The organism is Paenibacillus sp. NEAU-GSW1, assembly GCF_009737085.1.
GTDB lineage: Bacteria > Bacillota > Bacilli > Paenibacillales > Paenibacillaceae > Pristimantibacillus.
In genome coordinates this window covers 23,363-41,052 of record NZ_WOVL01000020.1, presented here as the reverse complement: position 1 = coordinate 41,052, position 17,690 = coordinate 23,363, and the positions used below count along the sequence as shown (strand labels likewise).

Sequence of the window (17,690 nt, the reverse complement as noted above, 5' to 3'; positions counted from 1 at the left end):
AGTGCCAATAAGGTCGAGATTATTAAACGGGTCGAGCATATGGAGGGTAAAACCAACAGCTACGAGAACAACAATTACAACCACTGTATTTCTAATTATTTTTGTCAAATCCAATCGTCCCTTCAACGATAGTAACCACTTTAAATATGAGCGAGCGTTTCCCGAATGGTCAGCCGTGAGGCTTGCTTAGCTGGATATGCACTTGCTGCAATGGATCCGAGTACGATAACCGTTAACCAAATAACAACAGCCATAGGTGACAAAACCAAGGGCAGCGGTGACTTAAATGCTAAATTGCCGATCAGCCTGCCGACGTAGAAGGATAACGGGAGCGAAATCACAATAGAGATCGTCCAGCTCAATAGACCGATGAAGACCCCTTCGCTTATGACATTTCGTAATACCGTACCTGATCTACCGCCGATGGTACGCATGATGCCGAATTCTCGGGTACGCTCCACTACATTAATGGCCATGGTGGACATGAGTCCAAGACCTCCAACAACGGCCATCAGCACGGCCATCATAATCAATGTGAATATGAGAATATAAACATGACCATTAAGCGCTGAGTCGAGTCTCGTCTCAGAAATGTCGGTTTTTATACTTACGTTTTCTTTCTCAAGTGCTCGTTCAATCTCTCTAGTAACAGAGCTTATTGTGTTAGTGTCGTGATTGTTTATGACGATTCGCAAGGCATTCGTTTGGCCTGTTTTACCCATTATTTTGGCAAATGCATCTGGAGATACGTAGGCTGATGCGGGCGTTATGATTTCTCGCGCAATGCCGACTACACGCAGATTGACGGGGCCGCCATTTGCGGTTAAGCTGATGCGATCCCCCACCTTGACAGTTGGAAATAAAGCATGCGCTGTATGGTTAAGCACCACAGCATCGGTATCGCCAGGTTGAAGCCAGCGTCCACTTAGCTGCGTTAATTGGATCATTGTGCTTCCCGCAGGAACCGAACGAATGTTAAAGCTGCCATGTCCCCCATCAGGATAGGTTCTTACGATTTCCAGACCATCTGATCGCTGTGCTGCGGCGGGAACAAGATTCCACGACTCTACTTGCTGAACACCAGGAACACTTGCGACGATAGCTATGATTTTTTGTTCTGCCTCAGGATGATTCAGACGAATTTCGAGATCGTAATGCCGGTCAGACGCTGCATCCGCAAGATTGTGTTCCCATGCTGATTTTACATTTAAACTTGTCATGAACATTCCGCCGGCGGCAGCAAGTAGACTAAGCGTGAGCAATAAGCGACCCCTTCGTCGGAAAGTGTTGCGTAAAGCCAAAATAAGGGTGCGATCCAACCCCCGTATTCTCCCGAGCCATGCATCCAACCGACGAGTGCCGAATTTCTTCTTGCTTGTTCCAAAATCGTTGATCGCTTCGCGAACCGTGGTCCGTGTGGCTTTTAAGATCGGGATAAGGGCGATTAACAAGGGCACGAGTACCCCAATGAACAACTGTACGATGTAAACCCAGCGAGGAATAGCCTCGCTGTATAATGTGAAATTCAGCAACTGGGCCACCACACTTGCAAAAAAGCGTCCGACTGCAATACTTGCCGGTAAGCCGATCATAACCGCCACGATGCCAATCAATACGATTAATACAAGATATAGGCTAGCTATTTGGACAGATCTTGCACCAATCGCTTTCATCACGCCGATCTGGCGAACCTGTTGCGCCAATAAACCACCGATCATCGTTGCAGTTAGTATGGCGCTTAATAGAAGTGTCAGTAAGCTAAAGATGAGCATCATGACCAGAATGGATTTCATCTGATTTTGATGCGGATGTTTGCCTGGAGGTGGGATGCGTATCTCATGTACCGTGTTCCCTTGCTGCTTCAACCATACGGATAACTCGCTAACTGTGCGTTCGATTGCTGTCACATGGAGAGGTTGGTCCTTTACAACGATTTTTAGGATGTGCAGTGTACGGCTTTCACCCAACAAGGCTAACGTTGAAGGGGTGATATATCCATATACGGTCTGCTCCTGTCCCGCAGGGGCCAAGCCCGGATCATGGACAAGTCCGGATAGGGTAACTTCTCGTTCGGGTCCATTTGGGGTTTGAATGCTAAGCGCATCGCCAATCTTAGCATTGACAAGCGGCAGCGCTTCTCGTTCCAATACAATAGAGCCATCCGGCGGTGGCCATGCACCAGAATCAGGTCGGAACGTATTGACACGCATCGCATTAAAATCCTTCACGACGAACAACAGAAGCGGCATCCATTCGTCTGGTTTGACCTCGACCCTCCCTACAAGCGTAGAACTTGCTTCTGCGTCTGCGATTCCAGGACGGAGTCGAACGGCATTGACCAACGAGTCGCTCACTTTATCCATCTCAATTAAAGCGGAAGCTGGATTAGTATTCAGATAATTCCTGCTAATCTCGCGGGTGAGAATGGTATATGCACTTAAGATGGTTCCAACGCCTAATACTCCGACAGCAATTGCGATTACCATCATCATGATGCGGCCCTTCGCTGTCCGAAGATCGCGCTGCAACTTCCTCCAACGGGGGCTAATCATTACATGCTCACCTCCGTTATCGCAGGCAATTCAGTGACAACAGATCCATCAGCTAATGTGATCGTTCTCGTAAAGTATCGGCTTAGATCACGCTCATGCGTCACCATTACAACCGTCTTTCCCTCCATCGCTAGGTTTGCGAATAATTGCATGACTGCATCTGACGTCTGGGAATCAAGATTGCCAGTAGGCTCATCGGCTACAAGAATAGGCGGATCGTTAGCAAGAGCCCGAGCAATTGCTGCACGCTGCTGTTGGCCTCCCGACAAATCTGCAGGAAGCTTATCTGCCTGTTCAGCAATTCCAACTTTACTCAATAGGGATATAGCTCTTTCACGCCGTTCACGTGCCGGATATGTTCTGCAAAAATCCATTGGCAGCATTACATTTTCAGCAACCGTAAGAGTCGGAAGTAATTGAAAAAATTGAAAAATGACTCCGACATTTATTCCCCGCCAAATCGCCAATTGCTCCTGACTCAGAGCGTGTATAGCCTTTGAAGCTACGTTTACTTTTCCAGAAGAGGGCGTATCGATACCGGTAATCAAATTGATTAAAGTCGATTTCCCACTGCCTGATTTGCCGACAATAGCGACAAACTCGCCTTTCCGTACCTCTAGGCTCACTTCTCGTAGAGCCATGAAGGAACCAGAGGGCGTATCATACCTTTTGGAGACCCGATTAATCGAAATTAGCTGCCCACTTAGCGATGATTTTTCGCTGGTTTGTTCTCGCATGATTTTTTGCTGGCTCAAAGGCCCAACCTCCCCTTACATAGGATTAGTTATTGAACACGATGTTTCATTTCGATTATAATGTTCTTAAATTACTGGAAACAATAATCAACATTCTTCAAATTGTTAGTTTTGAAACAAAACACTTCAAACTGTTCCTAAAGGGGGGCTACAATGACAGCAATGAAGGAAGACAGACGGATACGGCGTACCCGTAACATGCTGCTTGAAGCTTTGATGGATCTTATAATAGAAAAAGGGTACGACGCCATAACGATACAAGACATTATTGATCGGGCAAACGTAGGTCGAACCACTTTTTATTCTCATTTCCAAGATAAAGAACAGCTTCTGCTCGGAAGCATCGACCAACTACGCGAATTCCTTAAGGAGCAATGCAGCATGCATTCCCTATCGACAGAATCAGGTGGACATCGGTTCTCCTTCAGTTTAGCCATGCTGCAACACGTACAAGGAAATAGGCTTATTTTTAGAGCAGTAGTTGGAAAACAAAGCGGGGTTCTAGTCCTGTATCACATAAAACGTATGCTTACTGAAATAGCTCGAGAAGAAATCTCAGCACTTCTGCCAAGCTCAACTTCTTCAAAAATCCCACAAGATGTAGCGATCGAATTTGTTGTAAATACATTTTGGTCCATTTTGGCTTGGTGGATGGAACAGAATAATCCATATTCCGCAGTGGAGATGGATCAGATGTTTCACACACTGGCGCTTTCCGGCATCAGCGCGCTTTAATGAGTAGTAGTCTTTCTTGGAGTTAGTCGATATTTTTTACGAGGTACACGAAAAAGATCCAATCATCTAAAATGACTGGATCCTCGATAACAAACTAAATTTCAAAATCAATGGTACCATTTTCGGTCAATTCAAACGGACCAGGTGTGACATCTGCATCAGGTCTCTTTGTTCCGAAAAAGTCGGAGTCAAAGCGATATGGAGTGCTGTCCGGTTCCTCATACTTCATATCGGCGTGATAAGTCTTGCCAAGCAGGTCGGTGGTAACCAACATTGCAGAGGTTCCCCGAAGCAACTCGGGCTCATTGACCTGAATTTGCACCCTGCCTTGCGCAGGATTAATCTCAACTTGTATACCCTTCTGCGCATAGAACTTCGCATTGGATTCATGACTACTTGGAACCGCATTGTTAAGAAATAAATTTCCACCCATAGCCACCGGAAGAACTGCATTCCCTATAAAGAAATCCTTTGCGGCATCGCCAAGCTCAGCAAGCTCCTCTTTGGTGTATTCCCACCATTTCTTATCTTTTGCATCAGGATGTTTGTCATAGCCCTCCAGTCCCGCAGCATGCAGATAGCAAATGGAATTGTCCGGAACACCATCCATGACAGTCTTTCCGTCCTCTCCAACTTCATCCCTTGGTTTAAGTGGAAGATGCTCAAAAAAGGTGATTGGAACAGGTGCCTTATTTGTGTCATTATCCCCCAAAAAGATATTGTTGTAGTACCTGTCATCGCCTCCTGTGATATTGGAGTACCCTGCCATTGCCGTCTCGTGAGGGAAGTGATACGGCGTAGTACGGGTAATCTCGGAACGAACGACAAATCTACCTGTAAACAAATTGTGGACAAATGCTCCACCCTGCGCCATATTTCTGAAATTCATGGGAGAGAGGAACAGATTATTGTCGACCATATACGGACCATGGCAAACCTCAACGAAAAGATCTTCAGAAAGGTTGTCGAAAAATACATTGCGGCTGATGCGGGTGCCCTGTGCCTGCCAGTCAAGCCAAAAAGCACGGTAACAGCTATAGATTATATTTTCACTAATTTGAGTATCCAGGGAAGCATGCAGTTTTATTCCCGCTACTTCGGCACCGTGTCTGAGCCGTTTATGGTGAATGTTGTAAATACGGTTCCGATAAATGCTGCTGAAGGCTCCCCCCATATGACCCACAATACCTGCCTGTTCGCAATCATGAATCACATTACCTCGAACGATGTGACTGCCGACTCTATCCTTATGCCAGCCGGAGCGTAATGCTCGCAGAATAACCTCCTGCTCACGTTGAGTACCGCCTTTAATATGCTTCTCCGAAGACTTGGTGTGACCAGTACCGATTTCGGTGCCCAGGCTGATACCAACGCATTTGGATTCACTGATCCTATTGTTTTCAATAATCCAACCCTTGCTCCAGTGAGGTCCGATCAAGCCTTCCTGGTAGTCGGTAGGCGGCGCCCATTGAGGAGAGGCTTGACGAAGTGTGAAGCCGCTTACGGTTATATAGTTAAGTCCTGGTTTCTCGGGCCAGAAGCAATAAGGACGGACACTAATTTCTACATTTTCCTTACGAGGATCTTTTCCGCCAAAATTGGCCCAGATTTTTGTTGTCGTAGAGCCAACTTCGGCATACCACTTTAACAGTGAGTCCTTGGGATATTTGGCTTCGGGCCAAACTTCGGGCTTGTGAACGTGCTCAACACTATCGCATTCATATAGAGATTTGCAATCCAAATATACATCACCGAGATGAACCGGGAAGGGACCGTCAAACACCCAGTCTCCGCTCAATTCCACTTCAAAGGGATTACGAACGGAAAACATGGAATTGGGTACTTCCGTGCTCCAAGCATTGCCTCCTTCAGACTTCCAGTCGGTAATCCGTTCAGCTCCTGTAATGACGACTTCCCCGTCTCCTGCGGATCGATATATGATTCTATGCTCCGCTGTTCCGCCATTAGCCGGGTTAACCCATTCCCTGTATACTCCGGCATGAACAATAACCGTATCACCAGCCATGGCATGAGCCGCAGCGCGTGATATTGTACGAAAGGGTTGATCAGCTGTTCCTTTTAGCTGATCATTCCCTTGTATGGATACATGAAATTCCATAAAGACTCTCCTTCTTCCTACCTTAAAAAAGTCGTAAGAATTCCTTACAAGCTGAAGGCAGGCAATGTATAAAATTATTGTTGTATTAAGTCATTATACTAGAAAAATATTATGGGAGAGATCAGAGAATAGATCAGGATCGTCTTTGTAACAGGCGATAAATTTTTCTATCGACTCTTCATGATGACGATTCATTGTTTTTCAAGCCACAAAATACTTGTAACGCCTCGCGGGTAATACCGGCTGCCGCACGGCACGCCATTCAGCATCTGGTCGCTCCAGCTCCAAATCGCGGATTCGGGGCGGAGCAGCCAATCGACGTGCGCGGCGTCGGCCGCGGCGGCGGATGCGTCCTGCGGCAAACCGAGCAACCGGTGCGCAACGAATTGGCAAAGATAAATTTTACTCAGCCACGAGTTGGAGCTCGTCGACGAAAGCTTCCAGCCTCCGTCTTCGAACAAGCATACGCCAGGAACGAGCACCGTTTGCAAATGCGTCTTCAAAGCGCGGATGTAGCGGCCGAATCGGCCTTCCTCTTCCAAAGCTTCTGCGTTGCCGGTGAAATAAGGGAATACGAGCCCTTCGATTGCGGGGATGATGCGCGAATCGTTGTTCTCCCCGATGACAGCGGGAATGTAACCGCCTTCCGTCATGCTGCCGGCCTGTGTCGCCGCGCAGCGCTCTGCTTGCAAGCCAGCTGCTTGTGCCCACTCGGCCCGGCCGAAATCCCGGAAAATCTTTTCGAGCGCAACGTATGCTGCCCAGCATTTGCCGGCCAAATAAATATTGTTGCGGGCCTGTCCGAGCGACACGTCGAGGCTGTCGTATGTTGTAATTTCCGCGCCGCCCATCGTGCGGCTGCTGTCGAGTCCCATCAGCCCGTTGCGCTGCGTCGGATCCGGATGGTCGCGGTTCATCATGCTTTCCAAGCACTCGCCGAGCAGTGAAAGCCGCTGCCCCAGCCAGTCGCGGTCGCCGGTCTGTTCCGCATACACGGCCGCAGTCAGCACCCAGTTCACGAGCTGCTCGTGCGTCATTTGGGAGAAGCAGTCTGTGATGCCGTGCAGCTCATACGAAGAGTAGCCCGGACGCGAGAATACGTTGGCGACGCCCATGTCATGGGTGAAGCTGATGCCGCCCGGATACGCTTTGTCGTTGCCGGGGAAATGGGCTTCATCGTAATAGGAATAGCGTTCCGCGAACAGATCGAGCTCGTTTTTAACGGTCCATGGATTCATCTTCAATTCGTAGAACAGTTGGTCGACGGTCAGATCGAAAGTATTGATCATCCGATATTCGCCTTCATTGACGATCCACAGCGGCGAACCGTCGCGGTCGAGCAGCTGGGTGTTGCCGTAATAGCTTCGGATGGAGTGCGCCATCATGAATTTCTGATCGGCAGACAACGGGGCGTCGTCGATCATCCGGTTGGCATCATGGCAATCTTGCACATAGTCGTCGAACCGGGCAAGCGCGGCCTCGGTGACCGACTCGAGGTTGCGGTAGTATCGAGAATACCAGTAGGAGCAATCCATACCGGAGGTGACGAGACCGTCCCGGTGGAAAGCGAGCGCGAATCGGTACGTCCGTTTTTGGCCGGCTGGGGTATCGAACAACAGAGCGCCGACGCCCCCGAGACCGAACTGCCGGTTTTCGACGCGAATCGGCTTCAGAATAGCTTCTAGGTTGAAGCCTTGCGCAGATGTGACGTTCGTATCGTTCGTCGCGATGGCGACGTTGCGCCCTTGCCCGACGCCGCGCAAACGACCGTCGGTCGAGTCGTCTAGGCGCCTCATCGCGGCGTACGGATCGTTGCCTCTGAAGCCAAAGAACGCTTGCCGAGGCTGATCGCCTTGGGTGTTGTCGATCGTGATTTCCGCGAGCACGGCGGGAAGCAGCGCTTCGCGCAGCTCTTGTTCGGTTGCCGTCAACGGATCGGGGACCGAGCGGACCTGGGAATAGATGCGGAACGTGAGATCGCCGGCCTGCCAAGTGTCGGTGCATAGCCGGAAATCGCGTGTGATCGCGTCAGGCGGGAATACGGAGACGATCTGGCCGCTGTCGCTAAGGGAAGAACCATGCTCGGCTGCATAACGCTTCGTTTCATCGTCTGCTCCTTCGTAGAAAGGGAGCGCCTCGTAGCTATATCCGTCACGCTTTTGCAGACCAATGTAGACGTTTTGTTTCGGCGGAACGCCGCGCTCGAGATCAAAGCCGCCGGTTGCGCCGGGGAATCCGAGGGTGAAGCTGGCGAAAGCGCCGATCGGGGAATGGTGGGCGTTGAAGAATGAATTTAAAGTCATGCATGTGCCTCCTCAAGGTTAATGGTTGCGAAGATGGGATTCTGCTTTTATCCTAAATATAAATCACATTTTACTTAGGAAGTATAGCAAATCGAACCTGTTTTTACCCAAATCGCAACTAGGAGGGACGTGCCTTGTGGAAGCTGCCGACAGGCGAAAGGCATAGCCGGGAAGCATATATGCTGCCCAATATGGAGGCGACGGTATCGCTGCATTACGCGCATATGCGCACGGTGGAACCGAACTGGTCGTATCCCGTTCACTATCATTCTTTGTTTGAAATTAACTGGGTGCTGGCGGGGAAACAGCTCATGCACGTCAACGGTATGCCCATCGCGCAGGAAACGGGCGACATCTTGCTTATTCGGTCGGGAGAGCGCCATCGCAGCGAGGTGCAGGGCGGGGAAGAAATGTCTTATTTTTGTCTGCACTTCGACATTGGGGAAGCTCGTTTTCGCCGGAGGATGCAGCATACGAACACGGTCGTTTTTCCTCAAGGTTCCGGAATTGCCCGCAAGCTTTACGAGCCGCTCGGCAAGCTGCTCGAAATGACGCGAACGATCCCGCAAGCTGCGGACCCGAACTCGCACATTCGCGTGCTGTCGGCGCTTTTCGAGTTGTGCTCCGTGCTGGGGGATGCGCTGGAGGAGGAAGGAACGGCTGCGGATACCCCTTCGTCTTCGCGGCTTCCCGTGGCGCGGGAAATGGCCCGCATGCTCGAAGAGGCGGCGGAGAACGCCGCGAGCGCAAGCGAGCCGGCAGTCCTGGACGATGCAGGCGGCGAGGGGCGTACTGTGGAACGGATCGCAGGCCGGCTCGGATTTAGCACGGCGTATTGCAATCGGTTGTTTCACGAAGCCTTCGGCTTGTCGCCGCGGCAGTATTTGTCCCAAGTGAAGCTGCAACTGGCTAAACGCTGGCTGCTCGATCTGAGCATTTCGGTATCCGATATCGCGCTCAGACTCGGTTACCGGGACATCGCCCACTTCAGCCGGCAGTTCAAACGCTGGTCGGGCGTCTCTCCGAGCGATTACCGAAAATCGCTTATGTAGCTCTTGGGGCTCGTCAAGCGGAGAGTCGAGCTTTTGGTGAGTATTAGTGAGGGAAATTGTTAATGCCAATTTTCTGTTGACAGGTAATATTTGCTAATTATATACTGAGTCCAATTAGAACATGGCCAAACGCAATGATTGGGAGTATTAAGGAATAGCTATTGCCCAGAGAACTGTCGGTAGGTGCAAGACAGTCAATAGTTTCCCCAACTCGCCCATGAGCGGTAAGATCGAAAATTTGTAGATCCTAACGGCTAACCCCCGTAATCAGGTTCTAAGATTCGTTGTCTTTTTACTTCCAACAACGATCAAGAAGAGTGGTACCGCGAAGGTTAAACCTATCGCCTCTTTGCAGGCGATAGGTTTTTTCTGTTTTCTCAAAAAGTTTGTGATAAGGCAGGTGTTTTGGTAGATGGATCATGTTATTGATTACTACTCCCAATTTGATGAATGGGGAAGGTTGGATAGGGAACCACTTGAGTTTACTATTAATATGCACTATATCAAACAGTATTTAGCTGCATCCGGAACTGTATTAGATAATGGCGCAGGACCAGGTAAGTACGCAATAGAGTTGGCGAAGCTAGGATATAACGTAACGCTATCTGACCTAACACCTAAGTTAGTTGAAATAGCGAAACAGAAGGCATCTGAATTAGGATTGACAGAACAATTTAATGGGTTTCATTTATTAAATGCAACAAATTTAGAAGGGATATCGGACGAGGTATACGATGCTTCTTTGATGCTTGGTCCACTATACCATTTGCAAAAAGAAGAGGAACGAATATCAGCAGTTAGGGAGTTGCATCGCGTAACAAAGAGAAACGGCATCGTTTTTGTTGCTTTCCAGAGTCGGATGAGAATGACAATTACATCTTTACAATACCCACAGCATTGGAAGCCGAATGATAACCTAGATACAATAAATGAGTTCTACGAGAACGGGGTTTTCAATCATAACGATAAAGGCCGATTTACAGGGGCGTTTTATTTTAACATTGATGAAGTAAAACCTTTTATGGAGGAGAATGGATTCGATGCGATAGATTTAATTGGTTCTTCTAGCATTGGTGCAATGCTTTCAAATGAACAAAAGCAGTATTGGGCAGATCAAGGTGAGTATGATAGAATGATTCATTTTCTTATCTCCATTGCTAATGATCCATCCGTTTTGGGGATATCATCTCACTTGCTATATATAGGGAGAAGAAAATAATTGAAAAGAGGCGATATACATGTCTTGTTTCATTTGTAACAAACATTCCGGGACTTCAAACCAACCGCCGGGTGGATATATTTATGAAGATGAACATTGGATGGTTTGCCATTTTCCGGCGGAACAATCAGTTATAGGTCAATTGGTGATAGAATCCAAAAGGCATTTCCTTGATTTCTCTGATATGAATGATGAAGAAGCGAGATCATATGGATATGTAGTCAAGAAACTTTATGCAGCGCTTAAACAGATAACCGGTGCCGAACGGGTTTATTCACTTATAACGATTGATGGTGTCCCACATTTCCATGCACACTTCATCCCTCGAATGAGTCATAGCTTGACCAAAGGTATGACATTTATTTCTCAAGAAAAGTCATGCAATGAAAATGAAGCTGTAGAAATTGCCCAGAAACTGCGCAATATGTTTACCTCTGAGCGGGACGGTTGGGGCCTGAGCCGCCATGAGTGAAGAAATCGGTTCTCGTGGTGCCCCTCTTTAGCGTCCGGTTATTCTATTGGATGATCCAATATTGGTTGTCTCGAAGGCCTTGCCGGCCTTCGGGACAACCTTATTTTTTGCCCCCGCTATCGACTTCATCGAATAAATCAATGATACACCTATATTTTTGTCGGCTAGCCGACTGTTTTTGGTTTAAACCATGAACTATAATCGTAAATACCGATAAGTAAACTTAGAATTACCCAAACAGCCAGAGAGGGGCGCAACGACGATGGACCAAGAGGGTATGTCCTCCTATTCGGAAGGAACCGTAACGGATAGCGGCGAAGCCGAGCAACTCGCGTTAGCGAAGCTCTTCGAGGAATTCGGCACTTCTCGCGACATGAAGAAGAACTCCTTTATCTTCAGGGGCGAGGAAGAGAGTCAGGAGATCTACTTCGTCCAGGACGGACTGGTGAAGATCTCGCAGTTTGCGCAAGAGGGCCAGAGCATCACCTTGTTCCTGCGGCACAAGGGCGAGGTGTTTGGCGCGGCAGAGGTGCTGACGGGGCAGAAGAGGCAACGCTATGCGCGATGCATCATGGACAGCCGCATTCTCTCGATTCCGGCTTCCCAATTCACCGGCTTGCTGAAGAGACATCCGGATGCCCTCTACGCGCTAACGGTGACCAACGCCCGCCGTCTGCTGCAGACACAACGGTACGTGGAGATGCTCATCTCGCGTCCGGTTGCCTGGAGGCTGGCTCAGCTATTAATGCAGCTCGGAGTTCGTGCAGGGAAGGAGACGGTTGTCACGCTTCCGCTTAGCCATGAGGAGATCTCCTATGTCATCGGCTGCAGCAGGCAGACGGTTACGGAAACGTTGGGCCGGTGGCGGGACGAAGGCATCATTCGCTATGAGAAGAAGATGGTTGTCATTCTCGATACCGACGAGTTCCAACAGCACTTGTAATGAAATGGAAGGCTATGGGGGGGCGGAGCATGATCCGGATAGAAGAAGTCGGCAAGACGTTCGCGCAACGGGGCGGGGCGGGCTACACCGCGCTGGAGGACATCGCCTTCGAGATAGGTAAGGGAGAGTTCGTCTCCATCCTCGGCCCTTCCGGCTGCGGCAAGTCCACACTGCTTAATTTGGTGGCGGGGCTGGAGCGGGCGGATCGCGGGCGCGTCGAAGCGAACGGCAAGGAAGTCACAGCTCCGGGGCCTGACCGGATCGTTGTGTTCCAGGACCATGCGCTGTACCCTTGGCTCACCGTGTTGGAGAATGTCGCTTTCGGTCTCAAGCAAAAGGGAATCAAAAAGAAGGAACGCCGCGAGCGGGCCATGGAGCAGATCCGGGCAGTCCATCTTGGCAAGTTCGCAGACCGCTATCCCCATGAGCTGTCGGGCGGGATGAAGCAGCGGGTGGCAATTGCGCGGGCGCTCGTCATGGACCCGGAGATTCTGCTCATGGATGAGCCGTTCGCTGCGCTGGACGAACAGACGAGGCTGCTGCTGCACAAGGAATTGGAGCAGATATGGCTGAACACGCGGAAGACCATTCTGTTCATCACGCATAACATCCGGGAGGCGGTCACATTGTCGGAAAGGGTGCTCGTCATGTCCACTCGACCGGGACGGATCAAGAAGGAGTTCCGCATAAGGGCGGTCCGGCCGCGGGAGCCCGGCGATTCCGTTCTGCACCATATCGAGAGTCAGATCATGGATACGTTAGCCGCTGAACTGGAGAAGGTGGCGAAGGAGGAATACGGCAATGACTACACTCTGGAGAAAAGTCCTCTTTCTCATTCTGCTGTTAGTAATCTGGGAGACGGCATATAGGACGATGCATTGGGGCTGGCGCTTCCCATCGGCACTACAGACGGTGCAGACGTTCTACGACGGGATTGCGAATGGGCAACTGCTCGAAGCGACGCTTAGCAGCTTGAGGCGAATCCTCATCGCATTCGTCCTCTCGTGCGTTATCGGCATGACACTCGGCGTCCTGTTCGCCCGGAGCCGGCTGCTGGACGAGACGTTCGGCTTTGTCGTCGTCGCTTTGCAGACGGTGCCGAGCATCGCTTGGCTACCGTTCGCTATTATCTGGTTCGGGCTGAACGACTTTGCCGTCGTGTTCATCACGACGATCGGGGCGACGTGGACGATGACGATTGCGAGCCGGAGCGGGATCAAGAACATTCCTCCGATCTATCTGAAATCGGCGCAGATGTTTGGAACGGGCCGCGGGTTTCAGCTCTTCTACCAAGTGATGATCCCCGCCGCCATCCCTCAGCTCATTACGGGTATGCGCATGGCCTGGGCTTTCGCCTGGCGGGCGCTCGTCTCCGGCGAGCTCATCGCGCGCGGCATCGGGTTAGGGCAGCTGTTGGAGGAGGGGCGGAGCCTCGGCGACACCTCCCTCATGCTCTGCATCGTGCTCGTGATCGCGATTCTCGGTACCATCTCTGACCATCTTGTTTTCAAGCGCATAGAGAATCGAATCTGGACCCAGTACGGTCTGAATGCTGCAAAAACTTAAGCTTAATTAGGAAGAGGGGAATGATCCATGTTTAAAAAAGCTGCTTATTCGAGTCTTGCGATCGTCTTGATTCTGACTCTGCTGTCTGGCTGCGGCTCCTCTGGTTCGGGGAACAACGGGAGCTCCAAGTCGGCCGACCCAATTACGGTGAAGATCGGCTTGCTCAAGAACGTGACCCATGCTCCGGCCTTCGTAGCGATCAAAAAGGGCTACCTGCAAGACCGTCTTGGCGCTAATGTGAAGATCGAAGTTCAGGGCTTCAACAACGGCTCCGACTTATCGACCGCGATGGCGACAGGCCAGATCGACATCGGCTACGTCGGGCCAAGCCCAGTCATTAACCAATACGTAAGGAGCAAGAACATCAAGATTCTGTCCGGAGCGAACAACGGCGGCGCCGTGCTGGTGGTGAGGAAGGGCTCCGGCGTGACAAGCGTCAAGGACTTGGCGGGCAAGCTGGTCGCTATCCCGACCAAGGGGAGCACGAACGAAATCTCTCTCCGTCTGCTGCTTCAGGAGCAGGGCTTGAAGGTAACGACGGACAAGAGCGGGGCGCAGCTCATTGCAATGGCTCCGGCGGATACGCTGACGGCCATGAAGCAAGGCCAGGTTGACGCGGCGCTATTGCCGGAGCCATGGGGCACGCAGATCGCGAACGAAGGCATCGGCGATATTGCCGTCGAGTGGGATCAGATCCCGCCAAACAAGGGGAATTATCCACTCACGATTATTGTATCAAGTGACGACTTCCTGAAAGATCATCGGGATCTGGCCAAATCCGTTCTTCACGCCAACGAGGACGCAATCAAGTTCATTAAGGATAGCCCGGATGACACGTATTCTCTCGTTGGCGACGAGCTGAAGGAACTGACGGGCAAGGGCTTGGACGCCGAATTGATCAAGGCCACACTGTCGCATCTAAGCCTGACGACGAACATCGACCAAGACGCCTTGAAGACAATGGCTCAGGTAGCGGTCGATGCCGGCTACGTCAAGGGTGTCGGAGCAGACGGCTTGGATCTGGCAGGCATGTACGATTTGTCGCTGCTGAAGGAGACGCAGGAAGGCAAATAAAACCGAAGATGAGAGGGACGATAGCGATGTATATCCAACCACAAGAGAATTTGCGGCCAGACTATCACCCAGATCTGACCGTCGTTCTGCTCGGAACGGGTTCTCCCCGCGCCTTCTATGGTCGAGCGAAGCCTGGATCCGTGGTGCTTGCGGGAGACAAGGTGTTCCTAGTGGATTGCGGGGGCGCTGCGGTAGACCAGCTGATCAAAGCGGGCATCATGCCTCAGCGGATATCCGATGTCCTGTTCACCCATCACCATTACGATCATAACAGTGGATTCTTCGACGTGTTTATCACGAGCTGGCGCACGCATATTACCGCGGAGCGTGTTTTCGAAGGCCGTTCGGTCCCCATGCAAGTGTACGGACCAGAGACAACGAAGGCGATCATCGGCAAAATGCGGGAGTCCTTCGAGTTCGATGTCAAGCTCCGAATCAGCTATAATCTGTCGGATGAAGCGGGCTCGCGAATCGAGTATACGGAATGCAACGAGGGCGTTGTCTACGACAAGGACGGTATCCGGATTACCGCCTTCGAGGTGGACCATCGCCCTGTCTATCCGGCTATCGCTTACAAGTTCGAGTATAACGGCAAGACGGTCGTTATCTCGGGCGATACGATTCCGGTGGCAAACATGGAGAAGCATGCGACCGGGGCGGATCTGCTCGTTCACGAAGCGTATAACAAGCCGTGGCTCGATGCCCTGATCGCGCAATATCCGAAGTACGAGAAGGCGCTGTCGAACCCCGCGAAGTATCATACAACGACGCTAGAAGCGGCGGACATCGCGCAGCGGGCGGGCGTCAAGCATCTCGTGCTCACGCATCACATTCCCGCGCCGGCAGCGAATCCGGAGGCGGAGCAAGCGTATATCGAGGGGATGGCCGGAATTTACACCGGTCCGATCTCAGTCGGTCGCGACTTGATGGTCTTCGAATTAAAGTAGCGGACAACCGTTTAAAGAAGGGCACCCGACTCGGTGCCCTTCTTTTTTCGCTCTATCGATGATATGCTGAACCGTACCACAAGTAACGGCAAGTTTTTGTATTCGACATGCTGACTTTTTCGTGCATGAAATGCACGGCACTCATTTTTTATCCGCGATACTATTTATCTCGTAGGGAGGAGAAACGATGGATTGGTTGGGTAGGATGAACAACGCCATGGAGTATATCGAAACAAATCTAGCGGACGATATCTCATATGATAAAATAGCGCAGATCGCCTGTTGCTCTACATATCACTTTCAGCGAATGTTTCCGTTTATTACCGGAGTATCGTTATCGGAGTACATTAGACGCCGACGGATGACATTAGCAGCATTTGAACTGCAGACAACAGATGCAAAGGTTATTGATGTAGCTATGAAATATGGATACGATTCGCCGGAAGCGTTTACACGGGCGTTTAAGAATCTTCATGGGATCATACCGACATCAGCGCGCGATAAAGGGATTTCTCTAAAAGCCTATCCTCGTATGTCCTTTCATATTTCAATAAAAGGAGATGTCGAGATGAACTACCGAATTGAACAAAGAGGATCTTTTGAAATGTTTGGAGTCTATGGTTTAATAAATTCGGACCAGAAAACAGCATTTTCTGAAGTTCCTCAATTCCGCGAAAAATGTGATGATGATGGCAGCGTTGATCTAATGAACGAATTACTGGGACGTTTCGGTGACACCGTTCTGCACGCTGCCTTATATGATCACACTAAAGAGTCTTTCAAATACATGATTTGCTACAATCTTCCAAAGGGACTGGAGATACCGGAGAGATTTACAAAACTTTCTGTCCCGGCATTAACGTGGGCTATTTTCCCGGAGCCGCAATGCGATTTGCAAAAACTATGGGAACGAATATATTCGGAGTGGTTTCCGACGTCTGAATATGAACAGGTTGAAGGTCCAAGTTTCGAAATGTATTACGGAATGGCAATGCATGTTACCGGGGAGATTTGGATACCAGTAAAGAAAAAGTAATTCGGAGTTAGGTCAAATTAGGGCCATCCCGCAAAGGATGGCCTTAAAAACTTGCCGTTAGAACTGCCGTATTATATTAATAACAAATGGAGAATTCATATGATTAGATTCAATAACAAATATATGATTTCATTTATACTGCTATTTCTAGCGGAACTTGTAATCGCTCTATTTTTGCACGACTCATTCATTCGTCCATATATAGGTGATATGCTGGTTGTTGTTTTAATGTACTGTTTTATAAAATCAATATTTTCTGTTCATACAAAATTACTGCCTTTTTATATATTTGTTTTCTCTATAAACATTGAAATTTGTCAATGGTATGAATTTGTGAAGCTCATACATATGGAAACGAATGTGTTCATTAAAACGTTATTCGGCTCTGTATTTGACATAAAAGATATATATAGTTACTTTGCAGGGTGTTTAATATTATATATTTTGCAAAAAATCCAACAATTGAATAAATCAAATGTAAGAGTAACTAGAAAAACGATTTGCATGATTTTTGCTTGTATTGTACTTACAATGGGCAATCTTGTAGCAGCACTTGTTTACAACGGAATCATATGATTTGGGGAGAACGGGACTATTCCGAAATTATTCAGGGGCTGTTAGGCATTGGGGCGGCAGATATTGATGATATCATCCTAAATGTTTTAGGTGGATGGATTGGTATTTTAGTGTATAAGTCTTTACTGTTCATATTACGGGATGGATGTGAAGAGAGTACAAACTGCAATCGCAGTAGTATCTGTGATTATAGGATTACCTGTAATCTATTATTACTTATTCATAATAAAAATGAGATTCTGAACTGTTATATGACTAGGCTGCAGGGTCAAAATCTTTCTTGACTTGATTATAGTCATTTGCTACTTTTACTTTAGGAGAGTAATGAAAGGGGATTCACT

Annotated in this window: 15 protein-coding genes and 1 other annotated feature; of the genes, 11 read left to right on the top strand and 4 right to left on the bottom strand. The window is 49.3% G+C overall.

The window, feature by feature from the left end; all coding sequences use genetic code 11:
- Nucleotides 1-140: 140 nt before the first annotated feature.
- Nucleotides 141-2,492, bottom strand: coding sequence for an FtsX-like permease family protein (locus GOM71_RS15995; RefSeq protein WP_173275714.1), 2,352 nt, complete (start codon nt 2,490-2,492; stop codon nt 141-143).
- A gap of 59 nt (nt 2,493-2,551) precedes the next feature.
- Complete coding sequence (locus GOM71_RS15990; RefSeq protein ID WP_216651760.1) at nt 2,552-3,307, bottom strand: ABC transporter ATP-binding protein; 756 nt, start codon at nt 3,305-3,307, stop codon at nt 2,552-2,554.
- Nucleotides 3,308-3,460: 153 nt separating this feature from the next.
- On the opposite strand from GOM71_RS15990, the gene GOM71_RS15985 reads away from it, so the two are divergent.
- A complete protein-coding gene (locus GOM71_RS15985) occupies nt 3,461-4,042 on the top strand; it encodes a TetR/AcrR family transcriptional regulator (protein WP_156282838.1) in 582 nt (193 codons plus the stop codon).
- A gap of 94 nt (nt 4,043-4,136) precedes the next feature.
- Here GOM71_RS15985 and GOM71_RS15980 read toward each other — a convergent pair whose 3' ends face one another.
- Together GOM71_RS15980 and GOM71_RS15975 are read right to left on the bottom strand one after the other, a co-directional pair.
- A complete protein-coding gene (locus tag GOM71_RS15980) occupies nt 4,137-6,161 on the bottom strand; it encodes a right-handed parallel beta-helix repeat-containing protein (protein ID WP_156282836.1) in 2,025 nt (674 codons plus the stop codon).
- Between the two features lie 191 nt (nt 6,162-6,352).
- Nucleotides 6,353-8,464, bottom strand: coding sequence for a glycoside hydrolase family 52 protein (locus tag GOM71_RS15975; protein ID WP_156282834.1), 2,112 nt, complete (start codon nt 8,462-8,464; stop codon nt 6,353-6,355).
- A 134-nt stretch (nt 8,465-8,598) separates the two neighbouring features.
- On the opposite strand from GOM71_RS15975, the gene GOM71_RS15970 reads away from it, so the two are divergent.
- From GOM71_RS15970 to GOM71_RS25025, 10 genes are all read left to right on the top strand, one after another.
- Nucleotides 8,599-9,516 carry a helix-turn-helix domain-containing protein gene (locus GOM71_RS15970; RefSeq protein WP_156282832.1) on the top strand — a complete coding sequence of 306 codons (918 nt, stop codon included), beginning with the start codon at nt 8,599-8,601 and terminating at the stop codon, nt 9,514-9,516.
- A 125-nt stretch (nt 9,517-9,641) separates the two neighbouring features.
- Nucleotides 9,642-9,868: a binding site (T-box leader), on the top strand.
- 60 nt (nt 9,869-9,928) lie between these two features.
- Nucleotides 9,929-10,735, top strand: coding sequence for a class I SAM-dependent methyltransferase (locus tag GOM71_RS15965; protein WP_156282830.1), 807 nt, complete (start codon nt 9,929-9,931; stop codon nt 10,733-10,735).
- 19 nt (nt 10,736-10,754) lie between these two features.
- Entirely contained in the window at nt 10,755-11,207 is a 453-nt protein-coding gene (locus GOM71_RS15960; protein ID WP_156282828.1) for an HIT family protein, read from the top strand.
- A 262-nt stretch (nt 11,208-11,469) separates the two neighbouring features.
- Nucleotides 11,470-12,150, top strand: coding sequence for a Crp/Fnr family transcriptional regulator (locus GOM71_RS15955; RefSeq protein ID WP_156282826.1), 681 nt, complete (start codon nt 11,470-11,472; stop codon nt 12,148-12,150).
- Nucleotides 12,151-12,179: 29 nt separating this feature from the next.
- Complete coding sequence (locus tag GOM71_RS15950; protein WP_156282824.1) at nt 12,180-13,019, top strand: ABC transporter ATP-binding protein; 840 nt, start codon at nt 12,180-12,182, stop codon at nt 13,017-13,019.
- A 4-nt stretch (nt 13,020-13,023) separates the two neighbouring features.
- On the top strand, nt 13,024-13,716 hold the full coding sequence (locus GOM71_RS15945) for an ABC transporter permease (RefSeq protein WP_253944880.1): 693 nt from the start codon (nt 13,024-13,026) through the stop codon (nt 13,714-13,716).
- A gap of 27 nt (nt 13,717-13,743) precedes the next feature.
- Complete coding sequence (locus GOM71_RS15940; RefSeq protein ID WP_156282820.1) at nt 13,744-14,790, top strand: ABC transporter substrate-binding protein; 1,047 nt, start codon at nt 13,744-13,746, stop codon at nt 14,788-14,790.
- Between the two features lie 26 nt (nt 14,791-14,816).
- On the top strand, nt 14,817-15,737 hold the full coding sequence (locus GOM71_RS15935; protein ID WP_253944879.1) for an MBL fold metallo-hydrolase: 921 nt from the start codon (nt 14,817-14,819) through the stop codon (nt 15,735-15,737).
- Nucleotides 15,738-15,924: 187 nt separating this feature from the next.
- Nucleotides 15,925-16,773: an AraC family transcriptional regulator gene (locus tag GOM71_RS15930; RefSeq protein ID WP_156282816.1), complete on the top strand. Its 849-nt coding sequence runs from the start codon at nt 15,925-15,927 to the stop codon at nt 16,771-16,773.
- A gap of 99 nt (nt 16,774-16,872) precedes the next feature.
- Nucleotides 16,873-17,349 (top strand): ribosomal maturation YjgA family protein, encoded by a 477-nt coding sequence (locus tag GOM71_RS25025; protein WP_156282814.1) that lies wholly within the window; start codon nt 16,873-16,875, stop codon nt 17,347-17,349.
- Nucleotides 17,350-17,690: the final 341 nt, after the last annotated feature.

Coding starts and splice junctions, on each gene's coding strand:
- GOM71_RS15940 (WP_156282820.1), top strand. CDS start 13,744: ATGTTTAAAAAAGCTGCTTATTCGAGTCTTGCGATCGTCTTGATTCTG.
- GOM71_RS15955 (WP_156282826.1), top strand. CDS start 11,470: ATGGACCAAGAGGGTATGTCCTCCTATTCGGAAGGAACCGTAACGGAT.
- GOM71_RS15950 (WP_156282824.1), top strand. CDS start 12,180: ATGATCCGGATAGAAGAAGTCGGCAAGACGTTCGCGCAACGGGGCGGG.
- GOM71_RS15935 (WP_253944879.1), top strand. CDS start 14,817: ATGTATATCCAACCACAAGAGAATTTGCGGCCAGACTATCACCCAGAT.
- GOM71_RS15945 (WP_253944880.1), top strand. CDS start 13,024: ATGCATTGGGGCTGGCGCTTCCCATCGGCACTACAGACGGTGCAGACG.
- GOM71_RS15975 (WP_156282834.1), bottom strand. CDS start 8,464: ATGACTTTAAATTCATTCTTCAACGCCCACCATTCCCCGATCGGCGCT.
- GOM71_RS15995 (WP_173275714.1), bottom strand. CDS start 2,492: ATGATGATGGTAATCGCAATTGCTGTCGGAGTATTAGGCGTTGGAACC.
- GOM71_RS15980 (WP_156282836.1), bottom strand. CDS start 6,161: ATGGAATTTCATGTATCCATACAAGGGAATGATCAGCTAAAAGGAACA.
- GOM71_RS25025 (WP_156282814.1), top strand. CDS start 16,873: ATGATTAGATTCAATAACAAATATATGATTTCATTTATACTGCTATTT.
- GOM71_RS15985 (WP_156282838.1), top strand. CDS start 3,461: ATGACAGCAATGAAGGAAGACAGACGGATACGGCGTACCCGTAACATG.
- GOM71_RS15960 (WP_156282828.1), top strand. CDS start 10,755: ATGTCTTGTTTCATTTGTAACAAACATTCCGGGACTTCAAACCAACCG.
- GOM71_RS15965 (WP_156282830.1), top strand. CDS start 9,929: ATGGATCATGTTATTGATTACTACTCCCAATTTGATGAATGGGGAAGG.
- GOM71_RS15930 (WP_156282816.1), top strand. CDS start 15,925: ATGGATTGGTTGGGTAGGATGAACAACGCCATGGAGTATATCGAAACA.